The organism is Chitinophaga sp. HK235 (assembly GCF_018255755.1).
Classification (GTDB): Bacteria; Bacteroidota; Bacteroidia; order Chitinophagales; family Chitinophagaceae; genus Chitinophaga.
Map to the genome: position 1 here is coordinate 5,374,719 of NZ_CP073766.1, position 17,928 is coordinate 5,392,646.

The following is a 17,928-nucleotide window of genomic DNA, read 5'->3' on the forward strand; positions in this document are numbered from 1 at the left end:
GCGGGGAACAGAACAAGACTGGTCCGCAGCAATGCGGACCTTTTTAGTTGTATCAGCTAATATGGTTAATGCAATAAAAACGGACCCATGATAAACCAGATTCAACATTTCTTACAACAAAACACACGATTGACATCAGCAGAAATACTCGATATTTCCGGCTCCTTTACTACTGTTGCAATAAAAAGAAACCAGGTATTGGAAGAGGAAGGGAAAGTTTGTAAGCATTTGTATTTTGTTAATAAGGGATGTCTCCGGCTTTATCAGATTGACAAAAAAGGGAATGACATTACCGGTTATTTTGCGCTGGAAGATAGCTTTATTACTGCCTTGACAAGTTTTATCACCCAGAAACCTTCCAGAGACTTTCTAACAGCCAATGAACCTGCAGAACTTGAAGTGATCAGCAGGCAAGCCTTTATTGATCTGACAGAAAAATACAGTGAGTTCAAAAAACTCTATGACAAGACGATAGAATACGCGTTTATTCATGCTCAAATGCGTATTTACAGTTTTTTAGGGATGGAAGGGATAGATAAACTCAAATGGGTGATGGAGCACGAACCGAAACTGCTGACAAGAATATCCAGCAAGGCTGTAGCCTCTTACCTGGGCATGACCAATTCTACACTTAGTAAATTAAAAGCCAAACTATAAAAAACGTTGTCATTTGACAACATTTAGGTCTTCCTGATTTTCCAAATTTGTCTCATTGATAATCATTCAAAAAATCGCACAATGAGCACAACACCTGGAAAGGTTTTCCTTTATGGAGAATTTCAGACATCGGTTCCGGCATTTACCAAAGCACTTTGGGAACCGGTAAACGAACAGTTGCAAAACGTAAAAGGTCTTATCCGAAAGACATGGCTTTTAGGCATCGGAACAAATACAGTAGGTGGCTTTTATGAATTTGACTCAATAGAGCATGCAAGGGAATTTGCTACAGGTCTTTATGCCGAACAAGCCAGGTATGTCAATGCAAGCCTCACCGTTAAAATATTTGACGGAGATATCACGGAAGAGGCCAGCAGGGCAATGAAATCTCCTCATTATGATTGAGTTGAAGAAATTGTTTGAGTGTTTGGGAAGGTGGTCATAACGGCCCCTTTCCTAAAATAGCGCCTTTGTTTTTGGGGAAAAATTCGGCTCAGTACTCCCTAATCCCAATGACTTACGGGTAACCTGTTTAGTTCCTCTTTATAGTCTTTCCACTGTGGCATAAATTTGTTTAGATAGGCCATAAACCGATCGTTATGCCGACGCTCCAATAGATGCACCATCTCATGCACTATAATATATTCCAGGCATTGTAATGGCTTTTTGGCGAGTTCAAGGTTTATCCAGATACGCCTTGCTTCAATGTTACAGGTGCCCCACTTGGTTTTCATTTGTTTTATGCCAAAGTCATGGACTTTCACCGGGATGACCCGCTCCCATCGCTTTATATAGGCTGGTACCAACTCTTTCATTTCGTTTCGGTACCATTGGTTGAGTATACGCTGACGCTGTGAAGTATTGGTATTAGGCCTAATGTATAAATCGAGATGTTTTTTATTCAATACAACTTTAGCTGGTTCATCTACCTCAAAAATACGCAGTAGGTATTTCCTTCCCTGAAAGTAATGTGTTTCCTTATTGATGAACTCCCGCTTGCTCTCTCTTTCCTGGCTCCGGATTTTCTTTTGCTGTTGTCTGATCCATAGCAACTTGGAGATTGCATACAGTCGGATGGTTTCTTCACTTAAATGCAGTGGTGCTGCTATGCGTACCTCTCCATGTGGAGGTAATACGCTTAGGTGCACATTTTTGATGTCTTTTTTAACTAGTTCTATTTTGATGTCTCCTAAAACCATGACTACTTTATAAATTCGGCCTGCTCTCTGATCACCTCAAACACTTTTACAGTTGCGTCAAAGTCTTTCAATCTTTTGTAAATCTCTTCCTTAATTCTGTTTTCCTTCGCAAGATCTCCTTTCCATCCGCTGGGAGCATACACTGTAACTGCTTCATGAACCATCATTGCTTTTTCGACGTTTTTATCGAAATGATGGTATAATACAATTTTTGCCGGACTATCAAGCTCTCTGGGAGTATCTGATGTCTTTCCTTCCTGTACCTGTCGGGCGAGCGTAGCGATTTCTTTTAAGTATTCCTCGTAACTAATCGCCTTTGCCTTTCTTTGTTTGATGATTTCAGACAATAGTAAGCTCATTTTTTCAAAAAACACCGGATCGGTTAAGTGTTCTTTTACAATTTTAGTTCTTACATTGTTCTCAATAGTTTCGGCCATGGCATCCTTATTCTTCCTGATTGAACCAGGCAGTGTTTCCTGGGCCTTTTCCAATCCTACTTTCGTAATGATCTCCAGCAAAGAAAAACTCTCAAATTCGGAAATCTTTCTCGGTTCATCTGCCTGCAAATAATTATCGATCAGGTGGCGCATGTCAGCTTCATAATCCTTCATGTCAAGCTTTTCGCCACTGGCATTTTTGATAGCTTCCCGTAAATTAGTATAGAATTTTAACCGCCACTCAATATGGTGTATTTCAGATGTACTGTACCCTGCAGCATCCATATTGTCGGCGAGGTTGGCATAAGCACGAATAAAAGCTACCGTTTTCTTATACAACTCCTGCCTTAAAAACTCCCGTTTTTTCAGGTCTTCCGGCAATTCGGTATTACCGCAGAAATAGTACCGATAGGCTGCATCATCTTTGGGATTGAGGACATGTCCACAAATTAGTTCCAGTTGATCTAACGCTGTATCGAGCTTTTCCCGGTTTTTCTCTAATCTTGATTGTAAGAATACATCACAATCTTCTTTCTTGAATTTATCATAGGCCAGTTCAGATGTATAAACCTGGATGGCACCAGTACCTTTATCATTCACCAGGTTTTTAAACAAATCTTTATAATCAACAATGTATCCCAGCTCTTTGTCTTCTGTATCCAGCCGGTTCACACGGCAGATAGCCTGGAATAAGCCATGGTCCTGCATAGACTTATCGATGTAGAGGTAGGTGCAACTTGGAGCATCGAAGCCGGTGAGTAACTTGGAAACCACAATCAGTAATTTCATTTTAACCGGATGCTTGATAAAAAGCTCCTTCACACCCTCCTCATATTCTTCTGTAGTCTTCTTGCCCAGCAGCTTGGTGTAGATGTTATAGATTGTCTGTTTTTCGGTTTCTGTATTTTCTCCCACCTCTTCATTTACCACATCCCGAGTGGACGGATTATAACTGGTAATGATACCGCATTTCCCTTTTAAAGGAGAGGACTGAAATGCCTCATAGTATTGACACGCCTCATAGATGCTACCAGCAACGAGAATGGCTGTACCTCTGTCGTCATTCAGTCTTGGCTTGACACTAAAGTCCAGCACGATGTCGTTCATTACTTTGTCTATCCTGCTTTGGGAACTGAACACCTTTTGCATTGTACCCCAGTGTTTTTTCAGTACAGCTTTCTGGAAATCATTCAGCCCCTTTGTTTTGGCGTCAAACCACTGATCGATGCGCTCCTGTGAGCTTAGCTTCTGATCAATATCACGAGCTTCGTACACAAGATCCAGTACCACCTTATCTTCAACAGCCTCATTGAATTTGTACGTGTGAATATATTTGCCGAATACCTCCAGACTGGTAGGCTGGTCTTGCTTTAGAAGAGGAGTACCCGTAAAGCCGATGAACACTGCATTGGGTAAAACGGCCTTCATTACTTTATGAAGTCTTCCGCTTTGTGTACGATGACATTCATCCACAAATACAAACAACTCCCCTTTTACATTCGGTGGATTGTTTTCTATTTCTTTAATAAACTCATCGAACTGTCTTTCCGGACTTTTCCCAAACTTATGCACCAGGCTGCACAACAAACGAGGTTCTGCCTGGCTGAGCTTTTGCATCAGGTCTTTACCGCTCTTGGCCCGCTCCATTGTTTTTTCGCCAGCCTGGGAAAATACTTTCTTGATTTGTCCATCCAGCTCCGTACGGTCTGTGATAATGGCAATGCGTGCATTGGGATTATTAGCCAGTATCCACCTGGCTAACAGCACCATGGTGATACTCTTGCCGGAGCCTTGCGTATGCCAGATAATACCACCCTCCTTCCGGTCAACATGCTCTTGGGCCGCCTTGATACCAAAGTACTGATGATAACGAGGGAGCTTCTTTTTTCCCTCGTCAAATAATACGAAGTCGCGAATGATTTCGAGAAAACGCTCTTTGTTACAAAGCTTCTTCAGGTATTTGTCTAACAGCTCAGGTTCATAATTTTGTTCATCTTCACGCCAGGTAAGGTAATATTTGGCGCTGGTTTCGATGGTGCCATAACGTAAGCCTTCACTATCGTTACCCGCAAAACAGAATTGTATCGTACTGAAAAAGTCCCGTATAAAATCCGGTTGTTGGTTCGTAAGATGCTGGCGGATACCTTCCCCAATATCTTTACTGCTCTTTTTGAGCTCAATCACGGCCAGTGCTATGCCGTTTACATACAACACTATATCCGGACGCTTTTCACGATTACCCCTAATAGTTACTTCCTCCGCAACGTAAAAATCGTTATTGAGTGGATCTTTCCAATCGATCAGCCAAACAGATTCCGAATGCTTGCCAATGCTCTCCTGTACTGTCACGCCATAATGCAACAGGCTGTACACCGCCTTGTTGTTGAAATAAAAATCACGATGGTGGTTGTTGGCCTCACTCCGTAATTTATCAATGGCCTTGTTGATAAGTGCATCAGAATAGCCCTGCTTTTCAAGAAAGAATCTTAAAGGGGCCTCTTCAATGTTGCTGTTGTCTTCGCGGTCTTGCAGATTACCTCCAAACAGGGGAGTATAACCCAACTCCTGTTGGAATAATTTAATAACACGGTTTTGGGTTACACGCTCGCTGTTCATAGTAGTCTTATTTTGCCGGTGAGAAGGTTTTGCATCATGCCGGATTTGATCTGGCGGTATTTGTTGAGTTTGGATTGGAGGGAGGTTATTTCAGCATCCATGGTAGACAAGATAGCTGCAGTATTATCCTGTTCCGCTTTAGAAGGAATAGAGATTCTCATTTCTCCTAAAGTTCTTCGTGAAATTCTCTTATGAGTTGTGCCACCGCTTTTTTCGGCAACAGCTTTAAACCAGCTAGCAGTACTTAATAGATTTATAAGGAATGTACGGTTAACTAATTCTTTTCGCGGCCTGAAAATCGTGACATCAACAGAGGTAATCATTTTAGTCTCCTGGATATCGGGTAAGATACACGCTCTACCTGCGGGGTCTGCAAGCCTACATATTAAAATATCACCAGTGAGTAGTTCCTTACACCTCAAGAGAGAAAATGAGTCTTGACTAATATATCTCCGAATTCCTTTATTCAGAAAAATTCCAATACCGATGTTCCCAGTTTGAACTAATCTGATTCCCTTATCAACGATATGTTCAGCCTCAATCCAATCTCCATCGCCGAATAATTCCTTTCTATTATCAGCTAGTTCAAACAAAGATTTAGCCTCCCACCCTTTTTTAGGCTTAAGCAAGTCTTGCATGACGCCTTGTTTGATATTGCGCTTTTTGGCAATGAGGTTTTCCAAGCTACTGATGAGGGCATCGGCTTCGGAGAGGGTGGTGGCTATGGCAGTTTGTTCTTTATATTGGGGTAATGGAAGTTTGTATTGCTTGAAAAAGGGTAGGCCAATTGTTTTTATTGTGGAGCCCATCGCAATTCTTTCGAACTCTTTCTTTTGGTATTGTAACCAAAAATATAGGTACCAATTATGTAATGTTTTCTCATTACAAAACCATGTAATGAAGTGCTGGCTAACACATAGGTCACATCCAGCGATTGCGGATTTCCCAACCCCAGCATCTCTTGACATTAATACTACTCCCTTCTGATGTAGTGTTGCTGATGAATTGGCAATACCTTTTTCAGAAATCCTGATAGCAGAGGACGCAATGATTCCTTTGTCCAACTTATCTGAGTCGGCAAGAGAAACCCAGACAATATCCCCATCATAGTAATCCTGTATTTTTTTGTTGGGAGTGTGGCCACTGCCTCGTTTACAATTCGCGTCAAGTAAATCATAATCCCAATCTTGTGGGGTAGATACTTCCATTATTTGATGTACCTTTTTTATTTCCATGATAATCCCATTCTTTCCAAGTGTGCAAACACTTTGTTCTCAAGTAAAAGTACTTCCTCATTCATCTTCGGCAATGTCAATTCATACCTTTCTGCCAGTTCTTTAATACGCTGTGTCAGGCCTTGACTCACCCGTTCCATTTCGGTTTTTATATTTTTCTCGATAGAAGTCATCCATTTATCGTCTACTACCAATGTCTTCACTTCATCTTCGGTGAGTGTACTATAACGGGCAATTACTTTTTTATCTAGCTCGGAGGTGGCGGTATCTATTTCTTTTTTAAGTGTTGCTAAGGCGTCCACTTGTTTCAGCCAGGCGTCCAGGGCTTTGATTTCATCAGCGAGTTGTTTGTCGCCTTTGATTTCTTTCAGTCGTTTGGAGACGGTGACTTTGCTGACTTTATCCAGTGATGAGAAATAGCCATCTTCGGAGGAGTACTCTTCGGTGAGTTCATCTATTTCACTGGCGAGGGTTTCCTTTGAGCTTTCCAGCAGTTCGATGGCTTCTTTTTCTGCTTTGAAGAATCGGTTGATCACCAGGGTTTTGGGAACCAGGTCACTGTCCAATATTATCTCTTTTTTGCCTTTGTTGATATTATAGAGTTCCGGCTTCCAGTCGTCGGCGGCAATGAGGTAGCAATCATCTTGCATGGTATCATTCCAGTAGGTCATCAAGTGTTGGTATACGTCGTATTTATCCACCAGGTCTTCTCCGGCATAGGTTTTCAATAAGTCTTCGGAAATAAGACTGATGATATGCCGGGGTTTGAAATCTTTTTTCAGTCCTTTCAGGAGTTGGGTGTTGCGCTTTCTCCATTCATTAAACAGAGTATCCAGCTCATTTGTAAAGGCCACAAACTCCTGGTGGCTGAAGATGGCATTGTTGATGTCTTCCTTGGCGATTTTGAGCTGGCTGTATTTGGGTCGGCTACTGGCTGAGAATAGGTCTTTCTTCAGCGTGGGGTATGCCTTCCAGTACTTTTCCAGTGCATCAATATCGTTATTGGGAATGCCGCCTAACAGATGTGCTTCAATGTCTTGTATGTCTTCTGCTTCCTGGCTATCGATATACCGTGGGATGTTGAGATTATAATCATTTTTAGCGTCGCTGATTTCTTCGAGTGAAACCATACGGCTGTATTTAGGGATATCCAGTTGCCTATTGAATACATCTACTATCTTGTGGATGTCCTGTTCACGCAGACGGTTTTTGTTACCATCTTTGGTGAATTCTTTGCTGGCATCCATCATGAAAATACCGGTACGTTTTTCCGGATTTTCTTTATCAATCATAATGATACAGGCAGGGATACCGGTTCCATAGAACAAGTTGGGGGGAAGTCCGATGATGCCTTTAATATATCCTTTGCTGATAAGGTTTTTCCGGATTTCACCTTCGGCACCACCTCGGAACAGAACACCATGGGGAAGAATGATGGCCCCTTTTCCCTTTGATTTTAATGACTTGATGATGTGTAATAAAAAGGCGTAGTCGCCATTTTTTTCGGGAGGAGTACCGAAACCGGTAAAGCGGTCGTATTTATCGACAACGGCTTTTGTTTTATCATCAATCAGGCCATTTGTCCAGCTGGCAAAGGAGAAGGGAGGGTTGGCTACTGCGTAATCAAAGGTTTCCAGCACTTCCTTGCCATCATCTATTTTGCTGAATTTAGGGTCGGCGATAGTGTTGCCCTGGCGGATACCGTGAAGGTTTTGTGCCTGGTTATGCAGTACCATGTTCATGCTGGCCAATGCCACGGTAGCAATGTCCATCTCTTGCCCATAAAGGGTTACAGATTTCTCGGCTTCCTCTCCTACTTTGATCAGTAATGAACCGGAGCCACAGGTAGGGTCGTAGATGGTAGTGCTGGCGCTGGTATTATTTTTATTGATACCAATGATTTTTGCCAGTATACGGCTTACTTCTGCAGGGGTATAAAACTGGCCTTTTGATTTACCAGACTCAGTGGCAAAGTGACGCATGAGAAATTCATAGGCATCACCCAGAATATCATCATCGTCGGCCCGGTTTTTCGAGAAATCAAGGTCAGTATTTTCGAAGATGGCAATGAGTTTGGTGATTTTATCTACTTTATCTTTGCCGGTGCCAAGTTTTTCATCATCATTGAAATTGGCAAAGTCACTCATTTTATTGGCATCGCGGATGGGGGCAAAGATCTTCTTATTCACGAAGTCTCCTATTTCCGGTTTACCTTTCAACTGCACCATGTCCTGAAACGTGGCTCCTTCCGGTATTATGATTGGTGCAAACTTTACGTTAGCATATTTGTCGCTTACATACTTTATAAACAACATCGCCAGCACATAGTCTTTATATTGACTGGCATCCATTCCACCTCTTAATTGATTACAACTCTCCCAGAGGGTACTGTAAAGTTCACTTTTCTTTATCGCCATTACTGCTATTTCTCTTAATGTTTATTGAATGGGCTAGCAGCCCTCTTATTTTTTCTTATTATTTTTCAGCCCTCCGTATAAGGCTTCCAGCAAATCACCCGGATTTACGTCTATTGCTAAGGCAATTAAATACAATTCATCTGCTCTCAGCTTTGCGGAGGGATTCAATGTTAATTCGCTGAGCCGTGGTTTGCTAAGGCCAGTTTTTCTTGCTACTTCTGATTTGTTGACAGATTTTACTATCAGATATTCTCCCAGTTTTGTCATTGATCGTTAATGATTGCTGAACTTTTTTACCGGGGCAATTTAAAGAATTACAGAATTTCTGAATAGTCATGGACATATAATTGAAAATTCTTTAATTATTTACAGAATTTCTGAACAAAATTTCAACTTTTCGTAAGATGTTTTATTCAAACGCGCATTCTACTTCGATGATCCCTTGACGTGACGAGGATATGAGATGTATTGGGTTTTGTGCTAAAACAGGAATAAGTATGCATGATAAATTTGGAATAACAAAATGATCTTACACAGGAATATTGCATTATCAAATCTTCAAGTAATATAAGCGAATTTATTATAAAAACAGTCGATTTGATAAGTTGTGTATCTCATCAAACAAAATTGGACATATACCCAATTGTTTTTATTTTACTATCTCTCCTGTGCCAACAGGAACTGTCACAACCAAAAGATAGCCAACAATCATTATTAGCTTATGAGAAAGAATATTCCTGTATATCTGTTTGCATTCATTTTATTGCTTACAAGCGCTGTTCGTGTATCCGGACAAGAGGCGCCTCATGCCTTTACCACTGATATTGACAATTTCTGGATTGCTTTTGATAGCATTCAAACCATCAAAGAGAAAGAAAAGCAGGTGGGAGTAATGAAGGAATTGTACATCGATAAAGGGACCGAAGGCTTGAAAAGGTTTATGGAACTTAGGCGATTTGATGCTGCTAAACTGGTGGAGGCGATCATTAAATACCCTAAGTTCTGGAGATCGATAAGGCCCAACACTTTAACCATAGAAAGAAATTTGCCTGCTATTGAGAAGCATATTAAGGAGTTTAAGGTTTTATACCCGGAACTCCGTGCTGCAAAAATATTTTTCACTATTACTGCCATTCGGGCAGCCGGTACCACAAAGGATTCGCTGGTATTAATTGGCTCGGAAATCACCATGGGTAATAAAAGTACAGATGTGTCTGAGTTCCCGGATAAACGACTGTACAACTTCTTCCAATCGCAGGAATCAGACAATATCATTCCGGTGGTTATTCATGAGTATGTACACACGCAGCAGAAGACAGAAGCGAAGATACTGCTGGGACAGGCCATCTGTGAAGGAGCCTGCGACTTTATTACCGAGCTTGTTCTCAAAGAGCCACTGAAAAACGCTTATCTCAGATATGGAAGGGAGCACGAAGCGGAGCTGAAACAACAGTTCAAAAAGGAAATGATGGGAGAGGATTTTTCCAACTGGCTGTATAATGGCGCTACTATAAAGACGATGGGCGATTTAGGGTATTTTATGGGTTATACGATCTGTAAGTCATATTATCAACGTGCTAAAAATAAAAGCAAGGCGATAAAAGACATTATCACTTTAAATTATTCAGACCAGGCGGCTGTCGTGAAGTTCCTGGCAGATGCCCGATATTATTGAGTAATCATGGTTAATTGATGATATACCGTGAAATGCGACGGGTAAGTTGCATGATATCTACATCTGTATTTGTTAAGATGATGATACCAGCTTTTGCTTCCGGGAAAGCTCTGATAATGGTGGTAAAGCCATAGGTGCCGCCACTATGTTCATATAGTTTGTAGGGAGTTCCGGCATTGCCGATTCCCCAGGAAAGCCCGACATTTTCGGAGGTGGGCTGGTGCGTTAGCTGTATGGTGGGGTCGCTGTCTGCAATCTGATAGCTCAGGTAGTTAAGCATATCGTCTATATTGGAAACCATACCGATCCCGGCAGGCAAAAACGCCTGCTGGTGCCAGTAAGGAAGAAGATAGCCATTCGAGCTGTATTTTAAAGCCAACAGGTCGTTTTTACCTTTCAGTGGCAATACAGTGGTACCACTCATTTTCATGGGTTGGGTAATATATTTTTCTACCAGTTTCTCGTAAGGTTGTTTGTAGACACGGGCTAAAATATGGCCCAGTAAAGACATTCCGAGGTTGGAATATTGAAATTTATATCCTGAGACAGTATCCGGTTTTACCCGATGCAATGCTTCCCAGAACATTTTTTCATTATAATCATTCCAGGGTGCAAGAAAATTAACACCTCTCTGTGAGAACAAATCATCCGGTATGCTTGGAATGCGGGAGGTGTGATTGGCCAGGTCTTTTAGCGTGATTGGATGTCCGTTGTATTCCAGATTGGGAAAGGAGCCATCTAAATATTTCCGGATATCGTCGGATAAACGCACCCGGTTTTCCAGTACAGCATGTGCAAGGATGGTACCCGTAAATGTTTTGGTAATGGAGCCAATTTCATATAGTGTTTTATTGACCGGCAGTTGTGGTTTCACCTTCGATGTTGTCCCATAATGATAAACATACCGCTGACCGTTTTTAATGATTCCGATAGAAAGTCCTGTTGCATACTGATGCTGAAAATACTCTCTTGCAGCGCTGTCTACCATCCGGTCCAGCGGGCTGCTGAGTAGATTGTTGGAAGGGATGGAAGCAGTAGCCGTTGTAGGAGGATATTCATAGTGCATCAGGGCAAAGAGGCTGATCTTACCATGAGGCGTAGCTTCAAACACCATTAACAGTGACCTGAGTTGAAATTCGGCGAGATAATATCTGGCTCTTCCGGAGTTACTGCCCTGGCAAACGGAATCTGCCAGGAATTTCGTCCGCACAATTTCACCACTGTTGGATTTGATATTTTTTAGAAATGAAACAAATGCCGGCTCTTCAATTTTAAAAAAAGAAGGCTCCATCAGTGTATAGATGGCATGGTAGTCACTACGGCTGAATTGTGCTACGATAGAGTCTTTTAAAGTATCATATTGTTGTTGGCTTGCCTCCTGGGCATACGTTTCCGATATGAAAAGGAAGCAGGCTAATACAATGAGTACTTTTTTCATGATGGGTTATCTGTGATTTAACCATCTCAAAGTAGTGAAAATTCTGACACGCCCAGTTTAGAGCGGGCTCTACAAGATGCTTATAGGAGGTTTATTTTAATGCCTGGAAACTTCAGGTAAACACTATTATTTTACTATCGTTCATGATTGGAGATAAGTTAAAAAATTTTTTTTCTCCAACATGAAAAAAGTACAGACATAGGTATCCCCATCCGGATGATGATCTTACCTGAAAACCAAACCATCCTCCGAAACGGGGATACTCAAATAACAACTAAAACTACTGATATCAGCAGCAAGCGTGGTTGGGAGTAGCAGAACAATCGGTTGGACGGCGTGTCTCAGTAGTCATGCAGATGACTCCTGCAGTTGCGCCACCAGCCACTTTTTCCTGCTGTTCAGTGGTTAAGGAAGTGATAGTAAGTTTGTTGATGAACAGTTTGGGATTGAGGGTTACTTTTTTCTTTTTCATGATGTTTAGATTTGGGTTATAAATGAAAATCGTGGATAATCAGGAAAAATTACAGGTACGTTTATGTGACGGTTATTTCGATACTCCGTTGGATAGTATATTAAATATAGGATTTTTTATCTAAAAAAAGATACTGGTTTTAATTTAAAACCAGTATCCGTCGCAAACTTTAAATTGATCCAGCGTGATCACGTCGTCGGCCCTGCCAATATGATACAGGGGTGTTTCTCCGATATAGCTGGCCCACATATTGAAGGTGCTGACTGGCCCGAGCAGGTAGTCGCAGCGAGACATCAGGAAATGATCAATATGTACCGGATTTTCTGAGAACACCACATTAAAATGTTGAGTGTAATTGGCTTTATTCAACATATCATCATTGGTAAAAATGATCACCTTGTGTGGCGTGTTCAGGCAGCTCAGCAGCTGTTTTATTTTATCAATGTAGACATCGTCTTCAAAATAATATTGACCATCCAGCCACTCCTTGTAATCACCACGACGAATGTGAACGCCGATAATAGTTTCATTGTTTTCCTTTTTCAGGTATTTGCTGTGGAGCTCCTGTTCATTGATGTCAGGTTTAAACAGTTGCTGGTAATGTTTTCGGTATTTAACAACGGTATCTTTGCTATAAAAATGCCAGCCTTTGCAAAACACCCTCTTCTTGGTTAGGACCGCATTTTGATAAGTAGGAATCTGCTTGCCGTCGCCTTCTTCAAAGTGCAGCACCTTGTATAGTTTGGTCTTCGTAAGCAACTTCATCAGCACCCAGGGATAGTCAATGCCATAAGACCGTAGTGCAGGATAGTGTTCAAAATATTTCCTGAAATAAGGGCTATGGAATGGTATATTGTTCTCCCGGCAGAATGAGTCGATGTGGATAAATTGTATAAAGTTATTGCTGGTTTGACCGTATAGTTTTGTCAGTACAACCATGATGTTGTGATTTTTGGATAATATGTTGAAAGATGAAATGGACCGATGCGCGGGTGCAACATCAGTGTGGCATGGCTCTGGTTTCCTTGAATAGGCTTAGTTTATTGCAATGGCATAAGGTGTTGGCTATAGGTTGTCAGTATTTTTTTAGCGTTAAGTAAATGAGAGTGTAAAAATAAGTAAAACCGGGATATGAAGAAACAGTGGAACTTGTCTTGTGTGAGATTGTTGACTGAATAAAAAAAGCAGATCACGTGATCTGCTTTTTTTATTGCTGTTGAGGTAATCAATTATAATCCGATAACCGCACTGCAAACACTACTCTGTTGTCTTGTCCGTATTTGGCTGTTTCGTATTCGGTAAGATTCCAGAGGTAGCCGGTGGCTGTATCACGGAAGAGGTCTTCAGCGCCATGAGGCCAGCGGTAACGGGTACCGGCGGTGGTACCATCGTTATAACGTACCAGGCGGGCAGTGGACCCCAGGTAGGAACTGTTGCCGGTGGTAGTCATAAACGTTTTGCTGCCGGCCCTGAAAACGCCCTGCATGCCATATACATGGCCGCTGTCGTTGTCAACAGGAGTGGTGATAGTAGGCTGAGTGCTGGTGCTCACCTGTCCGCTGGCGTCGATCGGGAACCCAAAGACCTGTGGGGTGGCTGTTTCGGAAGAAGTGATATACTGACCGGTCCACAGATATTTCTCACCTGGAGTAGCCCCCTCTCCCAGTTCAATACAGGAAAATGGTTTGGCATTGGTGATTTTATAATAGCCTATCTGTGGCAGGATGTACCCGTAGTTGAAAGCTTTGAGGTCGCCATTACTTTCCTGACCGATACGACTTTCGCTGGAGTCGCCGGCGGCAGATACCATTGTGCTGAGGTCAAATACACGGATGCCCAGGTTGGTGTCGGCTACGTATATCTTACCGGCATAATAGGCCACTCCACCCGCATGGATGGTAACCGGACAAAAAGATGCCAGCTGGGTATAGGGATTGGAAGCCTTATACAACGCGGAGTTAGACATATTAGCTGCGTTTTGTACCAACAGTATATGCCTGTACGTGATATTGTTCATATCGCTGATATCTACCAGGGATACACGTACACCTTTATGCTGGTTGTTGATGCCGGCAATAGTGCTGGGATCAACGCCATACCAGGTTACCAGCAGGAATTTTTTCCCTCCCCAGCTGAAGCCGGTAATCCCCTGTGGGCGCCAGTCCTGGGTCTGCTCGTCGCCGCTGTTCCATTTGAAACCGGTCACCTGATTGGCTGCAGGGATGTTGAAACCATATACCGTATTATAACCACTGGTAGAGGCTATACGATTGAGGTTAAGCTGGTCGGGCGTTTTAAATCCATAAGAAGAAAGACTGTTAACAAAGCTGCTCTCGTCCGTAAAAGTAACGGTGCTGGCGGCCAGTGGGCTTATCTGTGCTGACTGTTGCTGCTGCGCACGTTGCGGTGACACCTGGTCTACCATGTTTTTGTTACAGGCAGCCAGACAAACGGATAATAACAGTGGAATCCGATAAACAGAATGTTTCATAGGGTTTTGTTTAAGCGTATATAAATGGTTGAAAAGAATTTTAAAAAACGCTGCAAATCTAAAGCGGTAGCGGTGTAAATCGTGGAACCATCAGGAAGTTAATAATAAGTTCACATTTTTGCAATAACCCCTTCAAACAATGCACCTGCTTCCTTGTTATGCTAAATGCATCTCACCCATTAAAGAAAATGTCGCAACATAAAATATCTTTCTGCACGGTGTGTATGAACCGGACCATGCACCTGAAAAAAACACTGCTTCAAAACATCCATGACAATGCCGGTTACAGTCCGCTGGAGTTTGTGCTATTGAACTACGGCTCCCGGGATGATCTGGACGAATGGGCGCGGCAGGAACTGCGGCCTTATATTGAATCAGGTTTGGTGGTATACTATCATAATCCCGACCCCGCTTATTTTCATATGAGCCATGCCAAGAATATGGCTTTCCGGCTGGCTTCCGGTGATATCCTCTGTAGCGTGGACGCTGATAACTACACCGGACAAGGCTTTGCAACATATATCCATCAAACTTTTCTTCGGGAATATCCCTGTTTTATGTCGCCGGCCGGTATCGGTCCGGGTAAAAAATGGTGGGATGTACAGGGCCGCATCTGCGTTCTCCGGGAGGACTTTAATACGCTCCGTGGATATGATGAGAGCGTGATGGACTACGGTTATGAAGACCAGGACTTCAAAGGCCGCCTGGTGGCCGATGGTAAAAAGAAGGTCATCATCCGTGATCCGGCCTATCTGCAGGCCATCCGCCATGATGATACCATGCGTATCGCCTCCGGTTTTACAACCACCCGGATGACCGATCTGCTGGTAGGCCACTATTGTGAAGATACTTCTGAGGTGATATGCCTGCAGAATGACCATACATTTGAACGTTTTTATGTAGACAGAGATCTGTTGCACTACCAAAGCACCGACGATGAACTGAAGCCTAAAAAACGATATACCGGCACCTACCGGGAAACAGACAATATCATACAGCTGTACAGAGAAAATGGCCATAAATACCTGCAACTAACCCGGGAGACCAACGACGCCCTGTCTGCCGACGATCAGCGTACCTTTTACCGGATCACCTCCGGTGCGCTGAGAGACAGTTTCTTGCTACAGCGGGCCATTTATCTGGGCAGGAAAGTTTTTTTCCGTAACAGAAAAAAAGCACATGCCGTCAACCCTGAAGGATTCGGTAATGGCAGGGCCTACCGTAATTTCTCCGATGAAGCAACGCTGCTGGAGCGGATATGATCCCTTCCCTGTCTGGAATTCAGAATTTTTTCAGAATCATTCACATAACTTGCCGGTATGAAAATCTTGATTATCGAAGATGAACAGGAACTGGCACAAAGTATCGCGGACTATCTGGCCGGAGAGAACTACCTGTGCGAGTTTGCTGCCACCTTCGATGAGGCGGTTGAGAAAATATCCATCTTCGAATACGACTGTATTCTGCTGGATCTGATGTTGCCGGGAGGCAATGGTATCGCTATTCTGGAAGAACTGAAAAAACAGCAAAAGCAGGAAGGTGTCATTATCATCTCTGCCAAAGGTGCTATGGAAGATAAAATAGCCGGTCTGCAGCTGGGAGCAGATGATTATCTCGCCAAACCCTTCCATCTGCCGGAACTGGCCGCCAGAATCTATTCTGTCATCCGCAGGAAAAATTTCGGAAATGCCAACACTGTCATTTTTAATGAATTAAAAATAGATCTGCCTGGCAAAACAGTGTCTGTCAATGGAGAACCGGTGCCACTCACCAAAAAGGAGTTCAATCTCTTACTATATTTTATCGGCAACAAAAACCGGGTCATCTCCAAAATGGCGCTGGCAGAGCATCTTTCAGGTGATATTGCCGATATGTTGGATAACTTCGATTTTGTATATGCTCATATTAAAAACCTGAAACGTAAGCTGACAGAAGCCGGCGCAGGCAATTACCTTAAAACCGTTTATGGTACCGGATATAAGTGGGAAGTATGAAAAAACTGCTGAGTAAATCGCTGAAAGTATTTTCGCTGTATGCCTTTTTTGTATTGGTATGCAGCATTCCTGCTTATTATTACATCGTGGATAATATCTGGATGAATGAGTTACATGAGCATAATAAAATTGTTTCAGAGACTATAAAAGCCAATATTCACAAGGCTTACAGCAGCGACAGTGTCCTCGACCATGATATCCACACCTGGAACCAGTTGCAGCCGGATGCTGCTATCCGCAGAGCTGCGATGGTAAAGCCGGACAGCACCTACAATATCTACCGCCGTAATGCTGCAGGTATCAACCGTTTTCAGGGATTGGTATCTTCTTTTACGGTCAATGGCCAACCTTACAGCCTCACGGTAGAAACCAATATGGAGGAAACCCACGAAACAATCCTCGCTATTACCCTGGTGACCATCCTGTTTTTTATACTCCTGCTGACAGGGCTGGTACTGCTCAATAAAAGCGTGTCCAGGCGCCTGTGGCAGCCGTTTTACAACACCCTTCATAAAATAGCTGGCTTTGATCTCAACCGGCAACAACGAATCTCTTTCGATAAAACCAGCATCGCCGAATTTGAAACGTTAAATAACAGCTTACAGCAGCTGATCAACGAAAATATCTCCACCTATCAGCAACAAAAAGAGTTCACGGAAAATGCTTCGCATGAGTTGCAGACACCACTGGCCATCGCCAAATCCAAGCTGGACCTGTTGTTGCAAAGCCAGCCCCTGAACGATAAACAGTCCCTGCTGGTGGAAGAGTCCATCAAAGCACTGATGAAGGTGACCCGTATCAATAAAAACCTGCTGCTGCTGGCCAGGATAGAAAACCATCAGTTCCTTCAGAAAGAAACCATCTGCTTAAGTGAGCTGCTGGAAGATTGTATGGCTCCCCTATTCGACTTGTTTGCCCACAAGTCGCTGCAGATAGAGCAGCATATACAGCCTGGTGTCAATATTGAAGGCAATAAAGTGCTGGTAGAAATTTTGCTCAATAACCTGCTGCTGAATGCTGCCCGTTATGTAAATCCGGAAGGAAAAATCATTGTTCATCTGCTTCCTGATCAACTTCGTATAGCCAATACAGGTAGTATGGCGCTGGATACGGATAATTTGTTTAAACGTTTTACGGCGGCATCTCCTCAAAGCCCCGGTAGTGGCCTTGGACTGGCTATTGTTCAGCAGATCTGCCAACGTTATCACTGGCAGGTGTATTATACATTTGAAAACCAGCTGCATCAATTCTGCATCGATTTCTAAATTCCAAATTTCTTCCAAATTGATGGTCAACT

The 17,928-nt window shown here is 42.7% G+C and carries 15 protein-coding genes; 6 read left to right on the forward strand and 9 right to left on the reverse strand.

Translation table 11 applies throughout. The annotated features are described in order from the left end of the window. The first annotated feature begins 87 nt into the window (after positions 1-87). Both KD145_RS20215 and KD145_RS20220 read left to right on the forward strand, forming a co-directional pair. A complete protein-coding gene (locus KD145_RS20215; RefSeq protein WP_212001171.1) occupies positions 88-657 on the forward strand; it encodes a Crp/Fnr family transcriptional regulator in 570 nt (189 codons plus the stop codon). Positions 658-738: 81 nt separating this feature from the next. After that, positions 739-1,062, forward strand: a complete 324-nt coding sequence (locus KD145_RS20220) for a YdhR family protein (RefSeq protein WP_212001172.1) — start codon at positions 739-741, stop codon at positions 1,060-1,062. A 98-nt stretch (positions 1,063-1,160) separates the two neighbouring features. Here KD145_RS20220 and KD145_RS20225 read toward each other — a convergent pair whose 3' ends face one another. From KD145_RS20225 to KD145_RS20245, 5 genes are read right to left on the reverse strand one after another with little or no spacing between them, the layout of a single operon-like run. After that, the gene (locus KD145_RS20225; protein ID WP_212001174.1) at positions 1,161-1,856 is read right to left on the reverse strand and encodes a M48 family metallopeptidase; all 696 of its coding nucleotides are present in this window, start codon (positions 1,854-1,856) and stop codon (positions 1,161-1,163) included. 2 nt (positions 1,857-1,858) lie between these two features. Then, positions 1,859-4,909: a type I restriction endonuclease subunit R gene (locus KD145_RS20230; protein WP_212001176.1), complete on the reverse strand. Its 3,051-nt coding sequence runs from the start codon at positions 4,907-4,909 to the stop codon at positions 1,859-1,861. Then, positions 4,906-6,144 (reverse strand): restriction endonuclease subunit S, encoded by a 1,239-nt coding sequence (locus tag KD145_RS20235; protein WP_212001177.1) that lies wholly within the window; start codon positions 6,142-6,144, stop codon positions 4,906-4,908. The genes KD145_RS20230 and KD145_RS20235 overlap by 4 nt, the downstream gene beginning before the upstream one ends. Beyond that, a complete protein-coding gene (locus tag KD145_RS20240; RefSeq protein ID WP_212001178.1) occupies positions 6,135-8,561 on the reverse strand; it encodes a type I restriction-modification system subunit M in 2,427 nt (808 codons plus the stop codon). The genes KD145_RS20235 and KD145_RS20240 overlap by 10 nt, the downstream gene beginning before the upstream one ends. A gap of 45 nt (positions 8,562-8,606) precedes the next feature. Next, positions 8,607-8,828, reverse strand: coding sequence for a helix-turn-helix transcriptional regulator (locus tag KD145_RS20245; protein WP_212001179.1), 222 nt, complete (start codon positions 8,826-8,828; stop codon positions 8,607-8,609). 454 nt (positions 8,829-9,282) lie between these two features. Here KD145_RS20245 and KD145_RS20250 point away from each other — a divergent pair, with 454 nt between their 5' ends. Beyond that, positions 9,283-10,236: a DUF2268 domain-containing putative Zn-dependent protease gene (locus KD145_RS20250; RefSeq protein ID WP_212001180.1), complete on the forward strand. Its 954-nt coding sequence runs from the start codon at positions 9,283-9,285 to the stop codon at positions 10,234-10,236. A gap of 10 nt (positions 10,237-10,246) precedes the next feature. On the opposite strand, the gene KD145_RS20255 is transcribed toward KD145_RS20250, so the two are convergent. The 4 genes from KD145_RS20255 to KD145_RS20270 all read right to left on the reverse strand — a co-directional run bounded on the left by KD145_RS20255 (position 10,247) and on the right by KD145_RS20270 (position 14,637). Next, positions 10,247-11,674, reverse strand: a complete 1,428-nt coding sequence (locus KD145_RS20255) for a serine hydrolase (RefSeq protein ID WP_212001181.1) — start codon at positions 11,672-11,674, stop codon at positions 10,247-10,249. A 289-nt stretch (positions 11,675-11,963) separates the two neighbouring features. Beyond that, positions 11,964-12,146, reverse strand: coding sequence for a class I lanthipeptide (locus KD145_RS20260; protein WP_113615920.1), 183 nt, complete (start codon positions 12,144-12,146; stop codon positions 11,964-11,966). A gap of 144 nt (positions 12,147-12,290) precedes the next feature. After that, a complete protein-coding gene (locus KD145_RS20265) occupies positions 12,291-13,085 on the reverse strand; it encodes an alpha-1,2-fucosyltransferase (protein WP_212001183.1) in 795 nt (264 codons plus the stop codon). 286 nt (positions 13,086-13,371) lie between these two features. After that, entirely contained in the window at positions 13,372-14,637 is a 1,266-nt protein-coding gene (locus tag KD145_RS20270) for a hypothetical protein (RefSeq protein WP_249219463.1), read from the reverse strand. Positions 14,638-14,825: 188 nt separating this feature from the next. On the opposite strand from KD145_RS20270, the gene KD145_RS20275 reads away from it, so the two are divergent. From KD145_RS20275 to KD145_RS20285, 3 genes are read left to right on the forward strand one after another with little or no spacing between them, the layout of a single operon-like run. Then, entirely contained in the window at positions 14,826-15,899 is a 1,074-nt protein-coding gene (locus KD145_RS20275; protein ID WP_212001184.1) for a glycosyltransferase, read from the forward strand. A 57-nt stretch (positions 15,900-15,956) separates the two neighbouring features. Further along, the gene (locus KD145_RS20280; RefSeq protein ID WP_212001185.1) at positions 15,957-16,631 is read left to right on the forward strand and encodes a response regulator transcription factor; all 675 of its coding nucleotides are present in this window, start codon (positions 15,957-15,959) and stop codon (positions 16,629-16,631) included. Then, positions 16,628-17,896 carry a HAMP domain-containing sensor histidine kinase gene (locus KD145_RS20285; RefSeq protein WP_212001186.1) on the forward strand — a complete coding sequence of 423 codons (1,269 nt, stop codon included), beginning with the start codon at positions 16,628-16,630 and terminating at the stop codon, positions 17,894-17,896. The genes KD145_RS20280 and KD145_RS20285 overlap by 4 nt, the downstream gene beginning before the upstream one ends. Positions 17,897-17,928: the final 32 nt, after the last annotated feature.

Bases quoted from the DNA above. Each gene is read 5' to 3' on its own strand.
- KD145_RS20215 (WP_212001171.1), top strand. From the start codon at position 88: ATGATAAACCAGATTCAACATTTCTTACAACAAAACACACGATTGACA.
- KD145_RS20220 (WP_212001172.1), top strand. From the start codon at position 739: ATGAGCACAACACCTGGAAAGGTTTTCCTTTATGGAGAATTTCAGACA.
- KD145_RS20225 (WP_212001174.1), bottom strand. From the start codon at position 1,856: ATGGTTTTAGGAGACATCAAAATAGAACTAGTTAAAAAAGACATCAAA.
- KD145_RS20230 (WP_212001176.1), bottom strand. From the start codon at position 4,909: ATGAACAGCGAGCGTGTAACCCAAAACCGTGTTATTAAATTATTCCAA.
- KD145_RS20235 (WP_212001177.1), bottom strand. From the start codon at position 6,144: ATGGAAATAAAAAAGGTACATCAAATAATGGAAGTATCTACCCCACAA.
- KD145_RS20240 (WP_212001178.1), bottom strand. From the start codon at position 8,561: ATGGCGATAAAGAAAAGTGAACTTTACAGTACCCTCTGGGAGAGTTGT.
- KD145_RS20245 (WP_212001179.1), bottom strand. From the start codon at position 8,828: ATGACAAAACTGGGAGAATATCTGATAGTAAAATCTGTCAACAAATCA.
- KD145_RS20250 (WP_212001180.1), top strand. From the start codon at position 9,283: ATGAGAAAGAATATTCCTGTATATCTGTTTGCATTCATTTTATTGCTT.
- KD145_RS20255 (WP_212001181.1), bottom strand. From the start codon at position 11,674: ATGAAAAAAGTACTCATTGTATTAGCCTGCTTCCTTTTCATATCGGAA.
- KD145_RS20260 (WP_113615920.1), bottom strand. From the start codon at position 12,146: ATGAAAAAGAAAAAAGTAACCCTCAATCCCAAACTGTTCATCAACAAA.
- KD145_RS20265 (WP_212001183.1), bottom strand. From the start codon at position 13,085: ATGGTTGTACTGACAAAACTATACGGTCAAACCAGCAATAACTTTATA.
- KD145_RS20270 (WP_249219463.1), bottom strand. From the start codon at position 14,637: ATGAAACATTCTGTTTATCGGATTCCACTGTTATTATCCGTTTGTCTG.
- KD145_RS20275 (WP_212001184.1), top strand. From the start codon at position 14,826: ATGTCGCAACATAAAATATCTTTCTGCACGGTGTGTATGAACCGGACC.
- KD145_RS20280 (WP_212001185.1), top strand. From the start codon at position 15,957: ATGAAAATCTTGATTATCGAAGATGAACAGGAACTGGCACAAAGTATC.
- KD145_RS20285 (WP_212001186.1), top strand. From the start codon at position 16,628: ATGAAAAAACTGCTGAGTAAATCGCTGAAAGTATTTTCGCTGTATGCC.